Source organism: Chryseobacterium angstadtii, from assembly GCF_001045465.1.
Taxonomy (GTDB): domain Bacteria; phylum Bacteroidota; class Bacteroidia; order Flavobacteriales; family Weeksellaceae; genus Chryseobacterium; species Chryseobacterium angstadtii.
On sequence record NZ_LFND01000002.1, the window covers coordinates 558,979 to 576,940 of the forward strand.

General features: G+C 37.9%; 15 protein-coding genes and 1 tRNA gene. 11 read left to right on the forward strand and 5 right to left on the reverse strand.

Translation table 11 applies throughout. The features are described from left to right. Window positions 1-19: 19 nt before the first annotated feature. On the forward strand, window positions 20-1,432 hold the full coding sequence (locus ACM46_RS07870; protein WP_048506171.1) for an efflux transporter outer membrane subunit: 1,413 nt from the start codon (window positions 20-22) through the stop codon (window positions 1,430-1,432). Between the two features lie 362 nt (window positions 1,433-1,794). Here the strand turns inward: ACM46_RS07870 and miaA are convergent, their stop codons facing one another. Next, the gene (gene miaA / locus ACM46_RS07875) at window positions 1,795-2,709 is read right to left on the reverse strand and encodes a tRNA (adenosine(37)-N6)-dimethylallyltransferase MiaA (RefSeq protein WP_048506070.1); all 915 of its coding nucleotides are present in this window, start codon (window positions 2,707-2,709) and stop codon (window positions 1,795-1,797) included. A 123-nt stretch (window positions 2,710-2,832) separates the two neighbouring features. Between miaA and ACM46_RS07880 the strand changes: the two genes are divergently transcribed. From ACM46_RS07880 to nadA, 3 genes are all read left to right on the forward strand, one after another. Then, entirely contained in the window at window positions 2,833-3,690 is an 858-nt protein-coding gene (locus ACM46_RS07880; RefSeq protein ID WP_048506071.1) for a YicC family protein, read from the forward strand. A gap of 80 nt (window positions 3,691-3,770) precedes the next feature. After that, window positions 3,771-4,337 carry a guanylate kinase gene (gmk, locus tag ACM46_RS07885; RefSeq protein WP_048506072.1) on the forward strand — a complete coding sequence of 189 codons (567 nt, stop codon included), beginning with the start codon at window positions 3,771-3,773 and terminating at the stop codon, window positions 4,335-4,337. A 108-nt stretch (window positions 4,338-4,445) separates the two neighbouring features. Continuing rightward, window positions 4,446-5,465: a quinolinate synthase NadA gene (nadA, locus tag ACM46_RS07890; protein ID WP_048506073.1), complete on the forward strand. Its 1,020-nt coding sequence runs from the start codon at window positions 4,446-4,448 to the stop codon at window positions 5,463-5,465. Window positions 5,466-5,545: 80 nt separating this feature from the next. On the opposite strand, the gene ACM46_RS23320 is transcribed toward nadA, so the two are convergent. After that, window positions 5,546-5,716, reverse strand: a complete 171-nt coding sequence (locus tag ACM46_RS23320) for a bacteriocin-like protein (protein WP_157859432.1) — start codon at window positions 5,714-5,716, stop codon at window positions 5,546-5,548. A 696-nt stretch (window positions 5,717-6,412) separates the two neighbouring features. Between ACM46_RS23320 and thrA the strand changes: the two genes are divergently transcribed. The 7 genes from thrA to ACM46_RS07925 all read left to right on the forward strand — a co-directional run bounded on the left by thrA (window position 6,413) and on the right by ACM46_RS07925 (window position 13,563). Continuing rightward, window positions 6,413-8,863 carry a bifunctional aspartate kinase/homoserine dehydrogenase I gene (gene thrA, locus ACM46_RS07895; protein ID WP_048506074.1) on the forward strand — a complete coding sequence of 817 codons (2,451 nt, stop codon included), beginning with the start codon at window positions 6,413-6,415 and terminating at the stop codon, window positions 8,861-8,863. A 10-nt stretch (window positions 8,864-8,873) separates the two neighbouring features. After that, window positions 8,874-9,803 (forward strand): homoserine kinase, encoded by a 930-nt coding sequence (locus ACM46_RS07900; RefSeq protein WP_048506075.1) that lies wholly within the window; start codon window positions 8,874-8,876, stop codon window positions 9,801-9,803. Between the two features lie 23 nt (window positions 9,804-9,826). Next, window positions 9,827-11,140, forward strand: a complete 1,314-nt coding sequence (thrC, locus tag ACM46_RS07905; protein ID WP_048506076.1) for a threonine synthase — start codon at window positions 9,827-9,829, stop codon at window positions 11,138-11,140. After that, on the forward strand, window positions 11,137-11,508 hold the full coding sequence (folB, locus tag ACM46_RS07910) for a dihydroneopterin aldolase (RefSeq protein ID WP_048506077.1): 372 nt from the start codon (window positions 11,137-11,139) through the stop codon (window positions 11,506-11,508). The genes thrC and folB overlap by 4 nt, the downstream gene beginning before the upstream one ends. A gap of 29 nt (window positions 11,509-11,537) precedes the next feature. Then, on the forward strand, window positions 11,538-12,902 hold the full coding sequence (locus ACM46_RS07915; protein ID WP_048506078.1) for a DUF4403 family protein: 1,365 nt from the start codon (window positions 11,538-11,540) through the stop codon (window positions 12,900-12,902). A 25-nt stretch (window positions 12,903-12,927) separates the two neighbouring features. Beyond that, window positions 12,928-13,434, forward strand: a complete 507-nt coding sequence (locus ACM46_RS07920) for an RDD family protein (protein ID WP_048506079.1) — start codon at window positions 12,928-12,930, stop codon at window positions 13,432-13,434. 58 nt (window positions 13,435-13,492) lie between these two features. Beyond that, window positions 13,493-13,563 (forward strand) — tRNA-Cys (locus ACM46_RS07925). Between the two features lie 131 nt (window positions 13,564-13,694). On the opposite strand, the gene ACM46_RS07930 is transcribed toward ACM46_RS07925, so the two are convergent. The 3 genes from ACM46_RS07930 to ACM46_RS07940 all read right to left on the reverse strand — a co-directional run bounded on the left by ACM46_RS07930 (window position 13,695) and on the right by ACM46_RS07940 (window position 17,213). Then, window positions 13,695-14,423 (reverse strand): hypothetical protein, encoded by a 729-nt coding sequence (locus ACM46_RS07930; RefSeq protein WP_048506080.1) that lies wholly within the window; start codon window positions 14,421-14,423, stop codon window positions 13,695-13,697. Between the two features lie 151 nt (window positions 14,424-14,574). Beyond that, window positions 14,575-15,303, reverse strand: coding sequence for a hypothetical protein (locus ACM46_RS07935; RefSeq protein WP_048506081.1), 729 nt, complete (start codon window positions 15,301-15,303; stop codon window positions 14,575-14,577). Window positions 15,304-15,761: 458 nt separating this feature from the next. After that, window positions 15,762-17,213 (reverse strand): serine hydrolase, encoded by a 1,452-nt coding sequence (locus ACM46_RS07940; protein WP_053082685.1) that lies wholly within the window; start codon window positions 17,211-17,213, stop codon window positions 15,762-15,764. Window positions 17,214-17,962: the final 749 nt, after the last annotated feature.

The following is a 17,962-nucleotide window of genomic DNA, read 5'->3' on the forward strand; positions in this document are numbered from 1 at the left end:
AATGTATTCAAAAAAAATCATGAAAAGAATAAAGAATATTTTTCTAACTTTTATATTGGCTGTGGCCTCGGTTTCGTGTGTGTCTAAACTGGCATACACGGAGCCGGACCTTCAGCTTCCGGAAAAATTCCAGTATACCGCTACTGCTGATACCGCCAGCATTGCCAATCTGGAATGGAAACAGTTTTTCAGCGACCCTATTCTACAGGGCCTGATTGAAAAAGGAATAAAAAACAACTACGATCTGCAAATTGCACTAAAACAGGTAGCTTCGTCACAGGAAAAGCTTAAACAGGCTAAATATCTTCAATATCCTGATGTAGGTTTCGGTGTTTCGGCACAAATTTCAAAACCATCCAAAAACAGCATGAACGGGCAGAGCTTAAATTTATTTTTAGGGCAGAGCCATGTTGAAGATTATAATGCCGCTTTCAATCTTTCATGGGAAGCTGATATCTGGGGGAAAATTAAAAACCAGCAGGAAGTTTCAAGAATGCAGTACCTGCAGACTTATGAGGCAACAAAAGCGGTTCAGACACAGGTTGTGGCAGCAATTGCTCAGGGATATTATAATCTTTTAATGCTTGATAAGCAGATTCAGATTGCAAAATCAAATTTGGAACTGAGCACCAATACCCTTTCCATTACAGAGAAAATGTGGCAAAGCGGCGATACAACTTCTCTTGGAGTTCAGCAGGCTACAGCGCAGAAACAGTCTACAGAATTGCTGATTACCCAATTGGAACAGAATATCGCGATCCAGGAAAATGCACTGAGCATTCTTGTAGGTGAGAATCCTACTAAAATCAGCAGAACGATTGAAATGTCTGACACTTCTCTTCCACAGGATATTTCAGCCGGGCTTCCGGCAGCTATGGTAAGCCGTCGTCCCGATGTTCGTCAGCAGGAACTTGTTCTGTTAGAATCCAATTCAATGGTAGGAATTGCTCAGGCTAATATGTATCCTGCATTAAAAATAACAGCCAATGGAGGAGTCAATTCATTTAAAATTGATAACTGGTTTCAGATTCCTGCTTCTTTGTTCGGATCGGTATTGGGAGGAATTACCCAACCTATTTTCCAGAAAAGACAGTTGAAAACAGATCTGAATGTGGCTAAAATCCAGAGAGAGAAAAACGTTTTGGCTTTCCGTCAATCGGTTTTAAATGCAGTGGGAGAAGTTTCTGATGCTTTGGTTTCCAATGAAAGTTTAAAAATTCAGGAGCAAAAAGCTACAGAGCAGGTAACCACCTTGAAAAAAGGAATAAAAAGTGCCGAAATGCTTTACAAAGGCGGGATGGCTAATTACTTAGAAGTGATAACAGCTCAGGGAAATTCTCTACAGGCTGAACTGAATCTTGCGTCTGTAAAAAGACAGAGACTAAGCAGTATTGTGGATCTTTACAGAGCTTTAGGCGGCGGTTGGAAGTAGTAAATTTAATTATATTGTTTTTGGTGCGGTCTCTTTAAGGGGCCGCATTTTATTTTTCCTCTCATGAATCAGATCATTGAAATTGAAAGAAAATAAAAACATCAGCAAAATCTCTTGAATCTATCTGAGATTCAAGATTGTTATCTTTTAGCTCACGCAGATTAATTTGATTGAGCAGATTTAACCTATTATGATTATAATTTAAACCATTAAGTTCATTCAAGAAATGAAGTTTAGTTAAGGAAAATCATAGATTTATTAAGCCTATATCACTTAAAGCGAAGCTCAACTTAATCATCTAAAAACCTTAATAAAATCTTAATGGTTAAAAATCTCTTGAAATTTTAAAATTAGTATACAACTTATTTTTGAAATTCCTCAGAGATCCATTCAAGCAAATCTTCAAAGTCTTTTTGTGAATATCCCAGATTCAGATAGTGAATATCATCCGCTTTTCTGTACCACGTCAGCTGGCGTTTTGCATATCTGCGGCTGTTTTTTTTGATCTCGGAAACGGCAAATTCAAGAGTCCATTCGCCTTCAAAATATTTAAACAGTTCGGAATAGCCTACTGTTTTCAGTGCTGTAAGATCTTTAAATTCCTCCAGACTTTCAGCCTCTGCCAGAAGTCCTTTTTCCATCATGATATCTACCCTTCTGTTAATTCTGTCATACAGATCTTCTCTGGGTGCATCAATTCCGATGCGGATAACGTTAAAATCTCTGGAGTCCTGTGAAATGGCAATCTGTTCGGAGTATTTTTTATCTGTCTGCCAAATGACGTCAATAGCCCGTAAAAGCCTCCTGTGATTGTGAAAATCTACGACTTCAAAATATTCAGGGTCTAACTTCTTTACAATTTCCTGCAGTTTTTCAATTCCTTCGTTTTCAAAAATTTCCTGTAATTTTTTCTGATTATTTTCATCAGCCTCCGGCAGATCATTGAGGCCTTCAATAACTGCTTTTTCATACATCATGCTTCCACCTACCAAAATAACGGTATCATGATCGGCAAAAAGTTCATTGAGTTTTTGTAAAGCATCTTCTTCATACTGCCCGATAGAATAATAATCTTTTACAGAAAGGTTTCCAATAAAATGATGAGGTGCTTCCGCCAGTTCCTCTTCTGAAGGCGATGCTGTACCGATTTTCATTTCTCTAAAAAACTGACGGGAATCACAGGAAACGATTTCCGTATTGAAATGCTTCGCCAGATCGATGGCCAGTCTCGTTTTGCCTATTCCGGTGGGTCCTACAACAGAAATCAAATTTTTCATATGCAGGTTATTTATTTTTATTAAGGGTCATATGGAATCCAAATCTTCAACAATGATTTTACCGATCACTGCGATTTCACAGTGCTAATTTAAATGTTTATCTTTGTACAACAATAAAAAACTATGATTTTATCAATGACCGGATTCGGCAGAGCCGAAGGTGTTTTTGAAGGCAAAAAGATTTCAATCGATATTAAATCATTGAACAGCAAAAGTTTTGATTTAAATATAAAAGTTCCTTTACGTTATAAAGAGAAAGAATTTGAAATCAGAAAAATCCTGAACGACAGAATTATCCGTGGAAAGGTAGACTGCTACATCAATCTGGAAAATCTGGAAGAGTCTAATGACGTGAAAATCAATAAGAGTTTAATTGACTCTTATATGAATGAACTTCGCGCTATTGCTTCCGACGGTCCGGATTTCGAGTACCTTAAAATGGCAGTAAGACTTCCGGATGCCATTACTTCCAGACCAGACGAGCTTACAGAAGGAGAATGGGAATCTCTCGCAAAGATTGTTCACGCAGCTGTAGACCGTTTCAAAGAATTCAGAGAAACGGAAGGTAAGATCTTACATGAAGAACTGGAAAGAAACATCCAGAATATTGATAGATACCTTTCAGAAGTTATTCCTTTTGAAGAAGAAAGAATCATTGCTGTAAAAGAGCGTTATCAGAAATCTTTAAAAGAGTTTGAAAACGTGGATGAAACCCGTTTCTATCAGGAAATGGCTTATTTTACGGAGAAACTTGATATTGCAGAAGAAAAAGTAAGACTTGCCCAGCATTTGAAATACTACAAAGAAGTAATGGATAATGAAGATTTCAACGGGAAAAAATTAGGTTTTATTTCCCAGGAAATCGGAAGAGAAATTAATACGCTGGGTTCAAAAGCCAATCAGGCAGATATTCAGAAGCTGGTAGTGATGATGAAGGACGATTTGGAAAAAATTAAAGAACAGACGTTAAACGTATTATAAGCTACGAGGTACGGGGTTCGTGTTTCGGAATAAAATAATCCAAAACCCGCAACCGGGAACTCGCAGCCCGAAACTAAACAATGAATAAAGTAATTATATTTTCAGCACCATCCGGGAGCGGAAAAACTACATTGGTAAAGCATTCTCTGGAAACATTTTCTGAACTGTCTTTTTCTATTTCATGCACAACAAGACAGCCGAGAGGAAGTGAAACCCACGCCGTGGATTATCATTTTTTAAGCCCGGAGGAGTTCAGACAGAAAATAGCTGAAAATGCTTTTGTAGAATATGAAGAAGTTTATACTGATAAATATTACGGTACTTTAAAATCTGAAGTAGAAAAAATCTGGAACCAGGGAAAAGTGGTGATCTTTGATGTAGACGTAAAAGGAGGAATTTCTTTAAAAAAATATTTTGGAGAAAAAGCCCTTTCCATTTTCATTGAACCGCCTTCCATTGAAGAATTGGAACGAAGATTGATTTCCAGAAATACAGATGATGCTGAAACCATTAAAACCCGTGTAGCAAAGGCAGGAGAAGAAATGACCTATGCGAACGAGTTTGACAGGGTCGTTATTAATACCGATCTTGATGAAGCAAAAAAAGAAATAGAAAGTTTAATAAAAAATTTTATAGAAAGAAACTAGAAGCTAGAAATTAGAAGTTAGTTGTGCCTTTATACATTTAAATCGCACCAAAACCCTAATTTCTGGTTTCTAATCTCTACCTTCTATAATTAAAAAATTGAGGTTGATATGAGTACCGAAACATTAGAAAAAGCTAAATCTGCAATTCCTGTACGAGGATTTCTGGATATAAAAGATATAGCGATTCCTCAAGGAGAAGACTTGGTGAAAGCCATTCTGAAGCTTAAAGAAGAAAAGAATGCAGTGATCCTTGCCCATTATTACCAGCCGGGAGAAATTCAGGATATCGCCGATTTCCTGGGAGATTCTCTTCAGTTGGCAAGACAGGCCAAAGACACCAATGCAGACATGATTGTATTCTGTGGAGTACATTTCATGGCAGAAGCCGCTAAAATTCTGAACCCGACTAAAAAAGTAGTTCTTCCGGATACTATGGCAGGATGCTCTCTGGCAGACGGATGTTCAGGAGAAGGTCTGAGAAAAATGCGCGAACAACACCCCAACGCTCTGATTGCCACCTACATCAACTGTAACGCAGAAACGAAAGCAGAAAGTGACATCATTGTAACCAGCTCCAATGCTGAAACCGTGATTGAAGCGCTTCCTACCGACCGCCCTATTATTTTTGCACCCGACAAAAATCTGGGAAGATATCTATCTAAAAAAACAGGTCGTGATATGATTCTTTGGGACGGAAGCTGTATTGTGCACGAAGCATTTTCTATGGAAAGAATTGCCCAGCAGCTTGCAGATAATCCGGATGCCAAACTCATTGCACATCCTGAAAGTGAAGAAGCCGTTTTAAAACTGGCCCACTTCATCGGATCTACTTCTGCCCTTCTGAATTTTGTAGAAAAAGATGATTGTCAGAAATTCATTATTGCCACAGAAGAAGGAATTCTTCATGAAATGAAAAAACGTGCTCCTCACAAAGAACTGATTCCGGCTCTTGTTTTTGACGAAAGCTGCAACTGTTCCGAATGTTTCTACATGAAGCGCAATACGATGGAGAAACTGTATCTGTGCATGAAATACGAACTTCCGGAAATTCTTATTGACGAAGAACTTCGTTTAAGAGCTCTGAAGCCTATCGAAGCCATGCTGGATCTTTCGAAAAGCATAAAATAATAAAAAACAGGCTGCCTCACATTTGAGACAGCCTGTTTTCATATAGTCCGGGTCGGAAATTATTCGCTATTAACCATAATTTACAGCATCGGAGGGTAACAGGTTCCGCCAGGTTTTCTCCAGCATCCCCATGCACCGCCTCCACGGAAACATACATAAGCCGCTCCACCGCATGTTTCAATCTGAAACTCGGTAAACCCGCCACTGATTTTACTTTTCTGTTCTCTTGAAAGTTTTTTCAAATTTTTCATATTTATTTTATTTTGGTTTATAAATATAATATTTTAAACTGATGATCATGATATGATAGAATAAGATAAACTAAGGGAGAAATAAAGAAAGAGCAAAGACAGATACTACAAAAGCAGGAAAAATAAGTAAGCTCGCCTCCCATCTCTTCTGTTAAAATCCCCCATAGATTATCATCCATCTCTGCACTTTACTCGTCTATAAATTCTTCACACTACATTGATATACTAAACAAATATGAACAGTATAAATTCCAAAACAAAACCTGAACTAGCAGGTGTCGCTGAATATTCGGTAAGTGAACCTTTTTGAATGATTACTGTGATCTGCAATTAAAAAGGTCAGTCTTTAATAAAACATTCAGTATTTACAAATACGTAGTTTTTTTCAGTGTACAAAAAATTTATGATGTACCTACATCAAGTATAAAAACATCAATTATTATAAAATTAATATTGATCTCATCAAATAATTTGTACATTTGTCATGTAAAGAATGAATTTTCTAAGAAACATATCAGATATTTCTGCACCGGAATTACTTATTTCGGGGCTATCTTCTGTTTCTACTTCAACGATTACAACTACAACATCTACCCCGTAGCGGGGTAAATTTTCACATATTATTTCCGGTACCCGTACTCTTTTTTTTAAAGAGTAAGCATTTCGTTTTAGCTTAATTTCAAAAATACATCGTAGATGAAAGTCTTAAAATTCGGCGGTACATCCGTCGCCAATGCCCGAAATATACTTCTGGTAGAAAATATAATTAAAAAAGAATCTGTACAGAACAGAGTTATTGTTGTAGTCTCAGCCCTTCACGGGGTTACCGATAATCTCATCAAAGCAGCAGAATATGCTTCCATAAAAGATGAAAATTACATCCCGCTTATCAAAGATCTGGAAGAAAAACACCTGGAATTGGTCAAAGAACTGATCCCGGTTTTAGAGCAAAGTTCATGGCTGAGCTTCGTTAAAAAACATTTCAATGATATGGAAGATATCTTCAATGGAATCTTTGTACTCGGTGAGTTCACAGATAAAATCAGAGACAGAATTACTTCTTATGGAGAATTTCTTTCTTCTAACATTATTGCTGCCCGGCTACAGTATCAAAACTTAGACTGCCTGTGGATGAATGCTCCAGACCTCATCAGAACAGACAGTAATTTTTCTAATGCTAAAGTCGACTTTGATATCACCGACATCAATTTAAAAAACTATACTGCAGTACATACAAGCCAGATTGCGATTGCACCGGGCTTTATTGCCAAAGATCAGAACGGGAATACCACAACATTGGGAAGAGGCGGATCAGATTATACTGCTGCCATCATTGCGGCTGCCGTTTCCGCTAAAGAATTACAGATCTGGACCGATGTAAGCGGTATGATGACCGCAGATCCGAGATTGGTATCCAATGCTAAACCTATTCCTGAAATATCTTACCATGAAGCTATGGAGCTCTCCCATTTCGGAGCAAAGGTTTTATATCCGCCATCCATACAGCCTGTAATGGTAAAAAATATAAACCTCATCATTAAAAATACTTTTGATCCCAATGCACACGGAACTTTGGTTTCTCACAAAGTAAATACTCAGGCAGATGAAAAACAGCAGACTGCAGCAGGAGTTTCCAATATGAGTCATATCGCTCTTCTTACACTGGAAGGAAGCGGAATGGTCGGCATTCCCGGAATCTCTGCAAAACTGTTCCAGTGTCTCAGCTTTGAAAAAATAAATGTGATTCTTATTACCCAAAGTTCTTCGGAGCATTCCATTACAATAGCTGTTAATGAAAAAGATGTATTTCATGCAGAAAACGCTGTGAATTCTTCTTTCGCAGATGATATAAAACTGCACAGAACCTCTCCTGTACAGATAGAAACAGGTCTTTCCATTGTGGCTCTGGTAGGTGAAAACATGAAAAACCGAAGCGGAATCAGTGCTAAAATGTTTGGGTGTCTGGGCAACAACGGAATCAATATAAGAGCTATTGCACAGGGATCTTCGGAAAGAAACATCAGTATTGTCATTTCAGAAAAAGACACCAGAAAAGCAGTGAACGTCCTTCATGAAGAATTTTTTGAATCGGAAATCAAGCAGGTTCATCTTTATCTTTGCGGAACAGGGAATGTAGGTTCTAAACTGGTACAGCAAATTTATGAACAGAATCAGTATCTGCGGGAAAATCACCTTATCAATCTAAGGATTTCCGGGATTTCCAACAGCCGGAAAATGTTTTTTGCAGATCAGGGAATTTCTGAAAGTGAATTTGCCAACTGGAATGAAAAAGGAGTTGAAGCATCAATACATGGTTTTGCAGAAGAAATTATTTCACGAAATCTAAGAAACTCGGTCTTTATTGATGTTACCGCCAGTTCTGAAGTTCCTGAAGTTTATGAAAGCCTGTTGAAAAGAAGCATTAATATTGTGGCCTGCAACAAGATTGCTGCATCTTCGGATTTTGAACAGTATACATTACTAAAGAATACAGCAAGGAACCACAGCTGTAAATTTTATTTTGAAACCAATGTGGGAGCTGGGCTTCCTGTCATCGGAACGATTAATGATCTCATGAAAAGCGGAGACAAAATCACTTCAATCCAGGCTGTATTAAGCGGAACATTGAATTTTGTCTTTAATAATTATGACGGAAGCAGAACATTCTCGGAAGTAGTTGCCCAGGCACAGAAAGAAGGCTACACAGAACCGGATCCCCGTCTTGATCTTACAGGAACGGATGTGGCCCGCAAGATTTTAATTCTGGCCCGTGAAGCCGGATACCCTCTTCAGTTTGAAGATATCGAAAATGAAAGTTTTCTTCCTGAAGAATGTCTTCTGGGAAGTGTTGAAGACTTCTATCTGAAACTTACCGACTATGAAGAACATTTTAAAAATTTACTGAATAACGCAAAAAAAGAAGGCAATATCTTAAAATACACCGCCGAATTCAAAGATGGAAAAGCCAAAGTCGGGTTGCAGCATGCCGCTCCGGACAGCGATCTTTATCACCTTTACGGTAAGGACAATATCGTCATTTTTAAAACCTTAAGATATTCTGAGCAGCCTCTTGTTGTAAAGGGAGCCGGAGCAGGAGCTGAAGTAACTGCCAGCGGTGTTTTTGCAGATATTATGAGATCCGTTTAAAATAAATTCTATGAAAAAAATAAAAATACAGGTTCCTGCAACCGTAGCTAATCTGGTATGTGGTTTTGACATCCTGGGAATGGCTATTCATGAGCCTTACGATGAAATGGAGCTGAAATTGCTGGACAGCCCGGAAATTATCATCAGGCATACCGATCATTTCGGACTTCCTGAAGAACCTTCAAAAAATGTAGCAGGCGTTGTCCTCCTGAATATTCAACAGCATCTGAAGCTGACAACAGGTTTTGAGGTAATTATTCATAAACACATAAAACCCGGCAGCGGGCTCGGCTCCAGCGCGGCTAGCGCCGCCGGAGCCGCATTAGGGGCCAATATTTTATTGGGAAATATCCTTTCCGATGAAGAGATGGTGCATTTTGCCATGTATGGAGAAGAACTGGCGTCGGGAGTACGTCATGCAGATAATATCGCCCCCTGCATTTATGGAGGTATCACCCTGGTGAAATCTTCCTCCCCTATTGACATTATTCCGCTGAATACTCCGGATCTTTTTGTAACTGCTGTACATCCACAGGTAGAAGTAAAGACTTCCGATGCCCGGCAGATTTTAAAGAAAAATATTCTGCTGAAGGATGCCGTAGAACAATGGGGAAACATCGCAGGATTGGTAGCCGGAATACTCAAAAACGACATTCCTCTGATGGGAAGAAGCCTCAATGATGTACTTATAGAACCTGTCCGCAGTATTTTAATTCCTCAGTTTAATGAGATTAAAACAAAAAGTCTGCAAGCAGGTGCACTGGGTGGCGGAATTTCCGGCTCCGGGCCATCCATTTTTATGCTGGCAGAGAAAAAAGAAACCGCTGAAAGCATCGCCCGGCTGATGAAATCGGCATATAATGAAATTGATATTGAGAGTTTTGTATACGTCTCAAAAATAAACCCTTCAGGAATTAAAATCATTAAAGAAGATGAATGATTAACACCCCAAAATTTAAGACAATGAACTATTATAATTTAAAAGACGAACAGGAAACCGTTGATTTCAAAACAGCTACTATAAAAAGTCAGGGCCACCATAAAGGATTATTTTTCCCGGAAAGCATTCCCCAATTTGATCAAGATTTTATTCAGAATCTTCATCTGTATTCCAATGAGGAAATAGCTTTCAGATGCATGAAAGATTTTATCGGTGATGAAATTCCTGAAGAAGTATTAAAAAAAATCGCCGCTGAAACCATCAGTTTTGATATTCCTTTGAAAAAAATTAATGACAGCATATCAGTTCTGGAGCTTTTTCACGGGCCTACGCTGGCTTTCAAAGATGTGGGAGCCAGATTTATGAGCCGATGCCTTTCTTATTTTTTAAAGGATCAGCATAAAAAAGTCACCGTTCTTGTAGCCACTTCCGGGGACACCGGCGGAGCTGTTGCCCACGGATTTTATAATGTTCCGGGAATTAATGTGGTTATTCTTTATCCTAAAAACAGAGTAAGTCTGGTTCAGGAAAAGCAGCTTACAGCACTTGGCGGAAATATTTACGCCCTGGAAGTCGACGGAAATTTCGATGACTGCCAGCGTCTTGTCAAGCAGGCTTTTTCGGATGAAGGCATTAATTCGGAATTATTTTTAACATCAGCTAATTCTATTAATATTGCAAGATGGCTTCCTCAGCAGATTTATTATTTGCTGGCTTTAAAACAATGGCAGCAAAATGAAAAAACAGACCCTGTGATTTGTGTTCCAAGTGGAAATTTTGGAAATATCTGTGCAGGGCTGCTTGCTTATTTCAGAGGATTATCTGCAGAACATTTTGTCGCTGCCTGCAATGAAAACGATGTGGTTCCTGACTATCTGGAGACCCGGCAATATCATCCTAAAAAAGCTACAGCAACTCTATCCAACGCCATGGACGTGGGAGATCCAAGTAATTTCACAAGAATCATGGAACTTTTTGAACATCAGTTTGAACATCTTAAAACCATGATTTCCGGGTATTCAATAGATGATCAGCTGACACTGCAGACGATACAGGAGGTGTATCAGAAATACGGATATGTTCTTGACCCTCATGCTGCGGTTGCTTTTGCCTCTCTGGAACAGTATTTGAATGAAAATCCGGGTAAAAAGGGGTTTATCCTCGGAACTGCACATCCGGTAAAATTTCCGGAAGCTGTAGAAAAGGCTGCCTCTATCCAAATTGAAATTCCGGAAGAATTAAATGATCTGATGAAAAAGGATAAAAAAACTGTAGAAATACATGCCGATTTTGAAGAATTAAAACGATTTTTGCTGAATAAAAATCAGGAACAATGAGCAAGATCTTTCTTGAAGAAGTAAAAATATATGCCTATCACGGTGTTCTTCCCGAAGAAAATATCATAGGGACTTATTATATTTTAAATGCGGAACTGCACACAGATCTTTGGAAAGCGGCCGAAACGGACGATCTGAACGATACCATAAGCTATGCGGATATCAACGGCATCATTCATCAGGAAATGGCCGTTAAATCTCAGTTATTGGAACATGTAGCGGGAAGAATTGTGATGAAAATTCATGAAAGCTTTCCGCAGATTTCCTATATCAAACTGAAAATAACGAAAACTTCTCCACCCATGCAGGGCGAAATGAAAGGGGCAAGTATTGAGCTGGAAAGGAGCTTTCAACCTGATGGTCATTAAAAATTATTTTCACTAAAAAACATAAAGAATTGAAATCTATTACATTATTATTTCTATTGGGTTTCGCAGTGGTTTTCGGCCAGACTGCAGGTGATAATCCATCCGGTGTTTATAATTTCCCAAAAATCAAATCCAGCATTACCATGCCGGTGACGATTCCACTTTCCGAGATCAGCAATATGATCAATGCTTCGGTAAAGGATCTTATATTTCAGGATGATTCTTATACGGATAACAATAATGATCAGTTCAAAGTAAAAGTCTGGAAAACCCGTGCTATCCGTCTGGTAGGCGGAACTAACCAAAATATTCTGATTGAGGTTCCGTTAAAAATATGGGCTGAGAAAGGAATTGGCACATTGGGGGTTTATTCTTACCAGAATACCACTTTTGAAACGGTGATGTCTTTTAATACAACGCTCAGCTTCAATAATAACTGGACAATCTCTACCAATACTCAGCCCAATGGTTTCAGATGGGTAACCAAACCTGTTCTGGATTATGGAAGAATACAGATCCCGATCACTTCACTGGTAGAAAAAAGTCTGAAGGAGCAGCAGGGAAAATTTGCAAAAACCATTGATCAGCAGATGGCAGCCCAATTGAATTTCCAACAGTATGCGGTAATGGCATGGAATGTTTTTTCACAGCCTTTTAATATTTCTGAAGAATATAATACCTGGCTGAAAATAAGCCCGATAGGTGTAAATATGACTCCCCTGAAATTCTATGGAAACGAAATCACGACCAATATCGGGATGGATATTTATTCGGAGACCTTTACGGGAAGTAAACCTGCATCTTCACCGACTATAAAATCGGTCAGCAATTTCAATATTGTTCCTGTTTTGGCGGATAAATTTCTTCTTCAGACCACAGCTAATGTTCCTTTTTCCGAGGCCACGAATATTGCAAGAAATATGTTCATGAACAAGGAATATGATGTAAGAGGTTCCAAAGTAAAGATTAAAGACATCAAGGTATACGGAGCTGACGGCAGAGTGATCATTGAAGCGGAAACGGAAGGCTACGTAAATGGTAAAGCCCTTATTTCCGGAATTCCGGTATATGATGAGACCAAAAAGAAAATTGTTCTTTCCAATACCAAGTTCAATTTGAGAACCGCCAATATCCTGCAGAAAACCGCTACTCTTCTCTTCAAAGGAAAGATTGTGAAGATGATTGAAGATGAATACGGAATTCCTACCCAGGATCTGGAACTTTCCTCGAAAAAAAGTATTGAAGAAGCTTTCAATAAGGAATATTATAAAGGTTTAAAAATGAACGGAAGGGTCTTCAATCTGAAACCTGGCAAAATTCTCTTAAACGAATCAGGAATCACGGCCGTTATTGAAACCAATGCCACTTTAAAACTTATACTCAACGGAATTTAAATTTTATAAAAACTAATAATCAACTATGAGAAAATATCTTGCTGTCGTTGACAGACACAAGGCTACATCCGGTATACGCTTTATCAACTATTTCCTGGACCAACTTTTTATACAAATCATTTATTATGCTTTCTTTTTTGTTTTCGGAGTAGGATACGCAATCACATACGGAGAGGGATTTGCTACGGAAGATGCTGAAAAAGATACTACTTTCACGCTGATCACATTAACTATTTATCTCGCTATGTCCTTTTCTTATTTCTTTTTTATGGAGTATTATCTGGGGAAAACCATTGCTAAATATATAACAGGAACTGAAGTCATCAGCATAGATGGGAATAAACCCACTACAAAGCAAATAATAGCCCGGACCTTTTCCCGTGCAGTACCTTTCGACGCTCTTTCGTTTTTAGGGAACAATGGCTGGCATGACAGCTGGAGTGATACCCGGGTAATTAATGGTAAAAATTATGTTGCTGAAATACAATCAAAAGCAGAAATAAACAGCATTGGAGCGAAAGAAATAGTTTAAAAACTTTTGTTCATTAAGAATTTTTACTATATTTGCACACCTCAAAAATGGTAAAAATGGTACTTTGGCCGAGCGGCTAGGCAGTGGTCTGCAACACCATCTACAGCGGTTCGAATCCGCTAGGTACCTCTTTAAAACCTCTAATTATCTTATGTAAGATTTTTAGAGGTTTTTTTTTCGTACTTACTTTATTACACTCTATAAAAAATGCTGCTCAAAAGGCAGCATTTATTTTTATTACCAGTGAAAATCTGAGATTCTTACAATCTGAATACAGTCAAAACATAGCTTTTGGCTATATTCCCATTATTGGTAACGCTGTAGGTATTACTGCCAGTCTTCACAATAGTATAATCGAACTGGGTGGCATTTCCGCCGTCTGCACAACCGGTTACATTAGCAAATTTAACACCCCAGGTTGCAGATGATCCTGCAACTCCCGGAGTATTGGTTACGGCTCCTACTTTATCTCTGGCTACTGAGCTCAAATATCCCAGGGCAATATCAGAATACATATACGTAGAGATCATTGTTCTGCCACAAGCATTTCCTGCCCTGATCACCAGCATCCCGCTGGAAATCCCTACCGTGGAAGGGATAGTGACGGTACCGCTTGCCCCCGGTTGTATACTGGCACTGCTTATAGAATAGCTGTATTTGGCAGAAGTTACATCGCCGGTTACTCCATCCCGTACCAATATATTGTGATCTGCGGGAACTTCACGAACAAGATTCTGGATACGAAGACTCTGACTGTCTGCATCTGCATCTAATTTTCTTTGCGGGGTTGTAGTCCCGATTCCCACATTTCCTGATGATGCAACGATAAAATCGTTGGCCTGCTGCGTTGCCGTAGGAGCTCCTGAAACAGCATTATCCTTAGCTCCGTCTATATGCATTACTCCCTGCGGATTTGAGGTATTAATACCAAACTGTGCATAGCCGAATAAGGATAAAAGTATATAAAGTACTGTAAATAATTTTTTCATAATTTTTTTCTTTTGTAAAAATCAAAAAGCTTTCTTTTTATATTTCCGTCAAAATTTTAATACACTTTTTGAAACGGAAACCATTCGATCAGCTACATCCCGGAATGGAATAAATCTTTGTGAAAGCTCGCTATGTATGACATTGAAAAGATTACAAGCGGAAAATCGTAAGCACATAAGTTCGCGCCACATTTCCGTTATTCACAATCAGGTAACTGCTTGAAGTAGGTTTTGAAACAGTATAATCGAACTGGGTACTGTCTCCTGTAGAACAGCTTGCCGTACCCGGAAATTTAACGGACCATACTCCGGAACCTCCTCCACTTCCAGGAATAGGAGCAATGGTAGGAGAACCAGTTTTATCTCCTGCAATAGCGGTAGCATAGCCCAGAGAAATATCCGAATAAATAAAATTGGTGATCATGTTTGTTCCGCATGAATTATTGGTTTTAACAACCAGCATGCCGTTGGGAATAGTAGCAATAGCAGGCACAGTAAGCGTTCCGCTAGCTCCAGGCTGCACCGTAATATTAGAGGTATAAACATACCTTGTAGCTACCATATCACCATTCGCCGTATTGATGGTAAGGAAGTCATGATCACTGGGAAGCTGCTGCGGCAGGTTTCTGATTCTGAGACTGGCATTGTTGGCATCTATATCCAGCTTTTTTTGTGGAGCAATAGTCCCTATTCCAACATTTCCTGCAGAAGTAACGACAACATCATTAAGCTGCTGTGCTGCCGAAGGCGCTCCCGTTGCAGGATTATCTTTTCCTCCGTCTACATGAAGCACAGTCTGTGGATTCGTGTTATTAATACCTACCTGAGCATAGCTTAACGCAGAGATTAAAAAATAGACCATCGAAAAATTCTTTTTCATAATTCAATTATTTAGTAAAAATTTGATCTTTCTATGGGAACATGTACTCTCCGATATCGCATTCAAACGGCTAAGTTATCCTGTATTGATTATCTGGAAAATCGTTTGTGTTTTTATAGTTACAATTGAAAACAAAATGCAGAACAAAAATAACTTATATGAAATAAATATTACACCATATATTGATTAATTTAAAAATTTAACACTTTCGTACTTTGACAACCTACCATAGGAACATCCATAAAAGCAACTTCTTCATTGATTAATAAACTTTTAACTGGCATTTATTTCATGATTAAAAATAAACTGTCTGAAATGAAAAATTCTTCCCGTAAAAGGAAGAATTATAAGTACTAAATAAACTGTATGGAATGAATGATAATAAACAGGGCTAAATTAAAACAGTTTTTCTGCCCGTCTTATGATCAGGATCATAAATAATTATCCCACAGGATTTTTTAATTTTTACTGTTTTGAAGTTCTTTCAACACCTTCTTTCCGTTGTCATTATCAGGATTGAGCTCCACTGATTTTTGATACATCTCAATGGCTTTATTTTTATCTCCTGTCTTCAAAAGTATTTCGCCATAACTATCATACACGTTCCAGCTATCCGGAAATAAGTAGACATTTAGTTTAAAAATATTCAAAGCTTCTTTATTTTGCCCGACAGCCAGCATTCTGTAAGCCCAGTTATTAAGCTCAGATTCCTGCAGACTAAAATCAGGGTTTTTCTTTTTTTCTTTATTGACAAAATCTATAGCATTTTCAAATCCTATTTTTTGCAGGTTTTTTCTGAGATAAGTCAGCGGATCTGCTTTGATGATATCCGGAATATAGCATCCCGCAATTTCTTCCACGAAATCTTCCGGTGCACTCCCTCCAAGATTAGTCAGAATAACCACCGCTAAATGATCATCAGGATATACCAATAAAACAGATCTGTTCCCACCGGACATTCCAATCGCTTTATGCTTTTTCCTAAATTTTGCAATTCCCCAGCCGCGCACCCATTCAGTGGCAGTTCCATTGTTAAACTTCCCCTGAGTCCACATCAGATCTAAAGTTGACTGCTTCTGTAACAGCTTCCCATTTTGCAGGGCAATAATCCAGTTACCGAGATCTTCGGCAGTACTGTTAAGGCCTGCACTGGTACGACTGAAATCCGGAAATTCATAATAATCATTCACCAGCTTATCTCTGCTGCTTTTCTTGCCGTCAAAAAAACTTCTGTATCTATAAGAAGGAGCATAATGTGGGATCACATCCCTGGAATCTCCGAACACGGTATGTTTTAGCCCCACAACGTCAAATTGCTTTTCTTTAAAAAAATCTGCAAATGGCTGATGTGTAATTTTCTCAATAATCTTACCCAATAAATAATAATTGGTTTGATTGTAACTGAAGCGTTCCCCTGTTTTAAATTCAAGAGGAGCCGCTTTTAATTTTTCAAAAACAGCATCTTCTGTTCTTGACTGACCTATATTTCCGGTAACAGGATCAAAAAGTTTCAGCATATCCGGCAACCCCGAAATATGAGTCAATAACTGATCAACAGTTATCTTTTGCCATTCCACAGGTAAATTCTGCAGATAGGTGTCAATGGGTGCCTTCAGATCTACTTTCCCCTGTTCAACCAGCTGCATAATGGCAACACCTGTGAAAACTTTTGTATTGGAATTGATCGGAAAGATCGTTTGGTTCGTTACAGCAACCTGATCCTGTATGTTTGAGAGTCCGTATGATTTGCTAGAAACAATTTTGCCATTCTGCACAACTGCTATCTGCACTCCCGGAATACGCCTTGTTTTCATCTCTCTATGAATGATTTCATCTACAGCAGAATTAACATTCTGGGCAAATACGGACCAGGACATCACAAGAAACAAAATCAGAGAACAATTTTTCATAGGTTAACTTTATATATTAAACAACTGTAAACAAAATCTATTACAACCTTTAAAAGATTTAACGTTTTTTTTATCTGTAAAATATTTTTCAAAACTCATTATTCACACCTGCACCAGCACAAAATTATGGCTGTCTTACTATAAAACAGGATATAAATAAAAAATCCCCAGATTGCTCTGGGGATAAAAACTAATAACCATGAAAACTCAAATTAAACATGAGTTGCTTGATACATTGAAAAATCGTGCCAAAGTTGTTTTGAATTTCAATACTTTTTATAATTTCTTTTATTCCGTTATTGATGAAACGATTTCTTTTTCATAAGATTATTCCATTGTGGAAACTTTCTCTCTTTTAGAAATAAAAAAAGCCTCCACAATGGAGGCCTCAAAAACACAAATGATGAAAAAAATTTTTATAATTTATAATTAAAATTATTTGTCGTTTAATTCTGTATGTAAAATTACGTGTTTAAATCCGGTCATTTTATGAGTCCAGTCATAAAGTATTTTTTTTTACAGTTTTTCTGTTCAATGCCACTTAAAAAAGGAACTCATTAAACAGAAACAAAAGTTGAGAATATCAAATGTTTTTTAAATTAACAATAATTCATTGATAAATAATTATTTAAGAATTTTCAACACCATAATTTCATAAAATACAAAAAAATTAACAAATACACCATGATCCAGGTCATATTTTTCAACTATTTAATTTCCTAGTTTTACATCAAAATATTATTCAATAT

Bases quoted from the DNA above. Each gene is read 5' to 3' on its own strand.
- ACM46_RS07870 (WP_048506171.1), top strand. From the start codon at position 20: ATGAAAAGAATAAAGAATATTTTTCTAACTTTTATATTGGCTGTGGCC.
- miaA (WP_048506070.1), bottom strand. From the start codon at position 2,709: ATGAAAAATTTGATTTCTGTTGTAGGACCCACCGGAATAGGCAAAACG.
- ACM46_RS07880 (WP_048506071.1), top strand. From the start codon at position 2,833: ATGATTTTATCAATGACCGGATTCGGCAGAGCCGAAGGTGTTTTTGAA.
- gmk (WP_048506072.1), top strand. From the start codon at position 3,771: ATGAATAAAGTAATTATATTTTCAGCACCATCCGGGAGCGGAAAAACT.
- nadA (WP_048506073.1), top strand. From the start codon at position 4,446: ATGAGTACCGAAACATTAGAAAAAGCTAAATCTGCAATTCCTGTACGA.
- ACM46_RS23320 (WP_157859432.1), bottom strand. From the start codon at position 5,716: ATGAAAAATTTGAAAAAACTTTCAAGAGAACAGAAAAGTAAAATCAGT.
- thrA (WP_048506074.1), top strand. From the start codon at position 6,413: ATGAAAGTCTTAAAATTCGGCGGTACATCCGTCGCCAATGCCCGAAAT.
- ACM46_RS07900 (WP_048506075.1), top strand. From the start codon at position 8,874: ATGAAAAAAATAAAAATACAGGTTCCTGCAACCGTAGCTAATCTGGTA.
- thrC (WP_048506076.1), top strand. From the start codon at position 9,827: ATGAACTATTATAATTTAAAAGACGAACAGGAAACCGTTGATTTCAAA.
- folB (WP_048506077.1), top strand. From the start codon at position 11,137: ATGAGCAAGATCTTTCTTGAAGAAGTAAAAATATATGCCTATCACGGT.
- ACM46_RS07920 (WP_048506079.1), top strand. From the start codon at position 12,928: ATGAGAAAATATCTTGCTGTCGTTGACAGACACAAGGCTACATCCGGT.
- ACM46_RS07930 (WP_048506080.1), bottom strand. From the start codon at position 14,423: ATGAAAAAATTATTTACAGTACTTTATATACTTTTATCCTTATTCGGC.
- ACM46_RS07935 (WP_048506081.1), bottom strand. From the start codon at position 15,303: ATGAAAAAGAATTTTTCGATGGTCTATTTTTTAATCTCTGCGTTAAGC.
- ACM46_RS07940 (WP_053082685.1), bottom strand. From the start codon at position 17,213: ATGAAAAATTGTTCTCTGATTTTGTTTCTTGTGATGTCCTGGTCCGTA.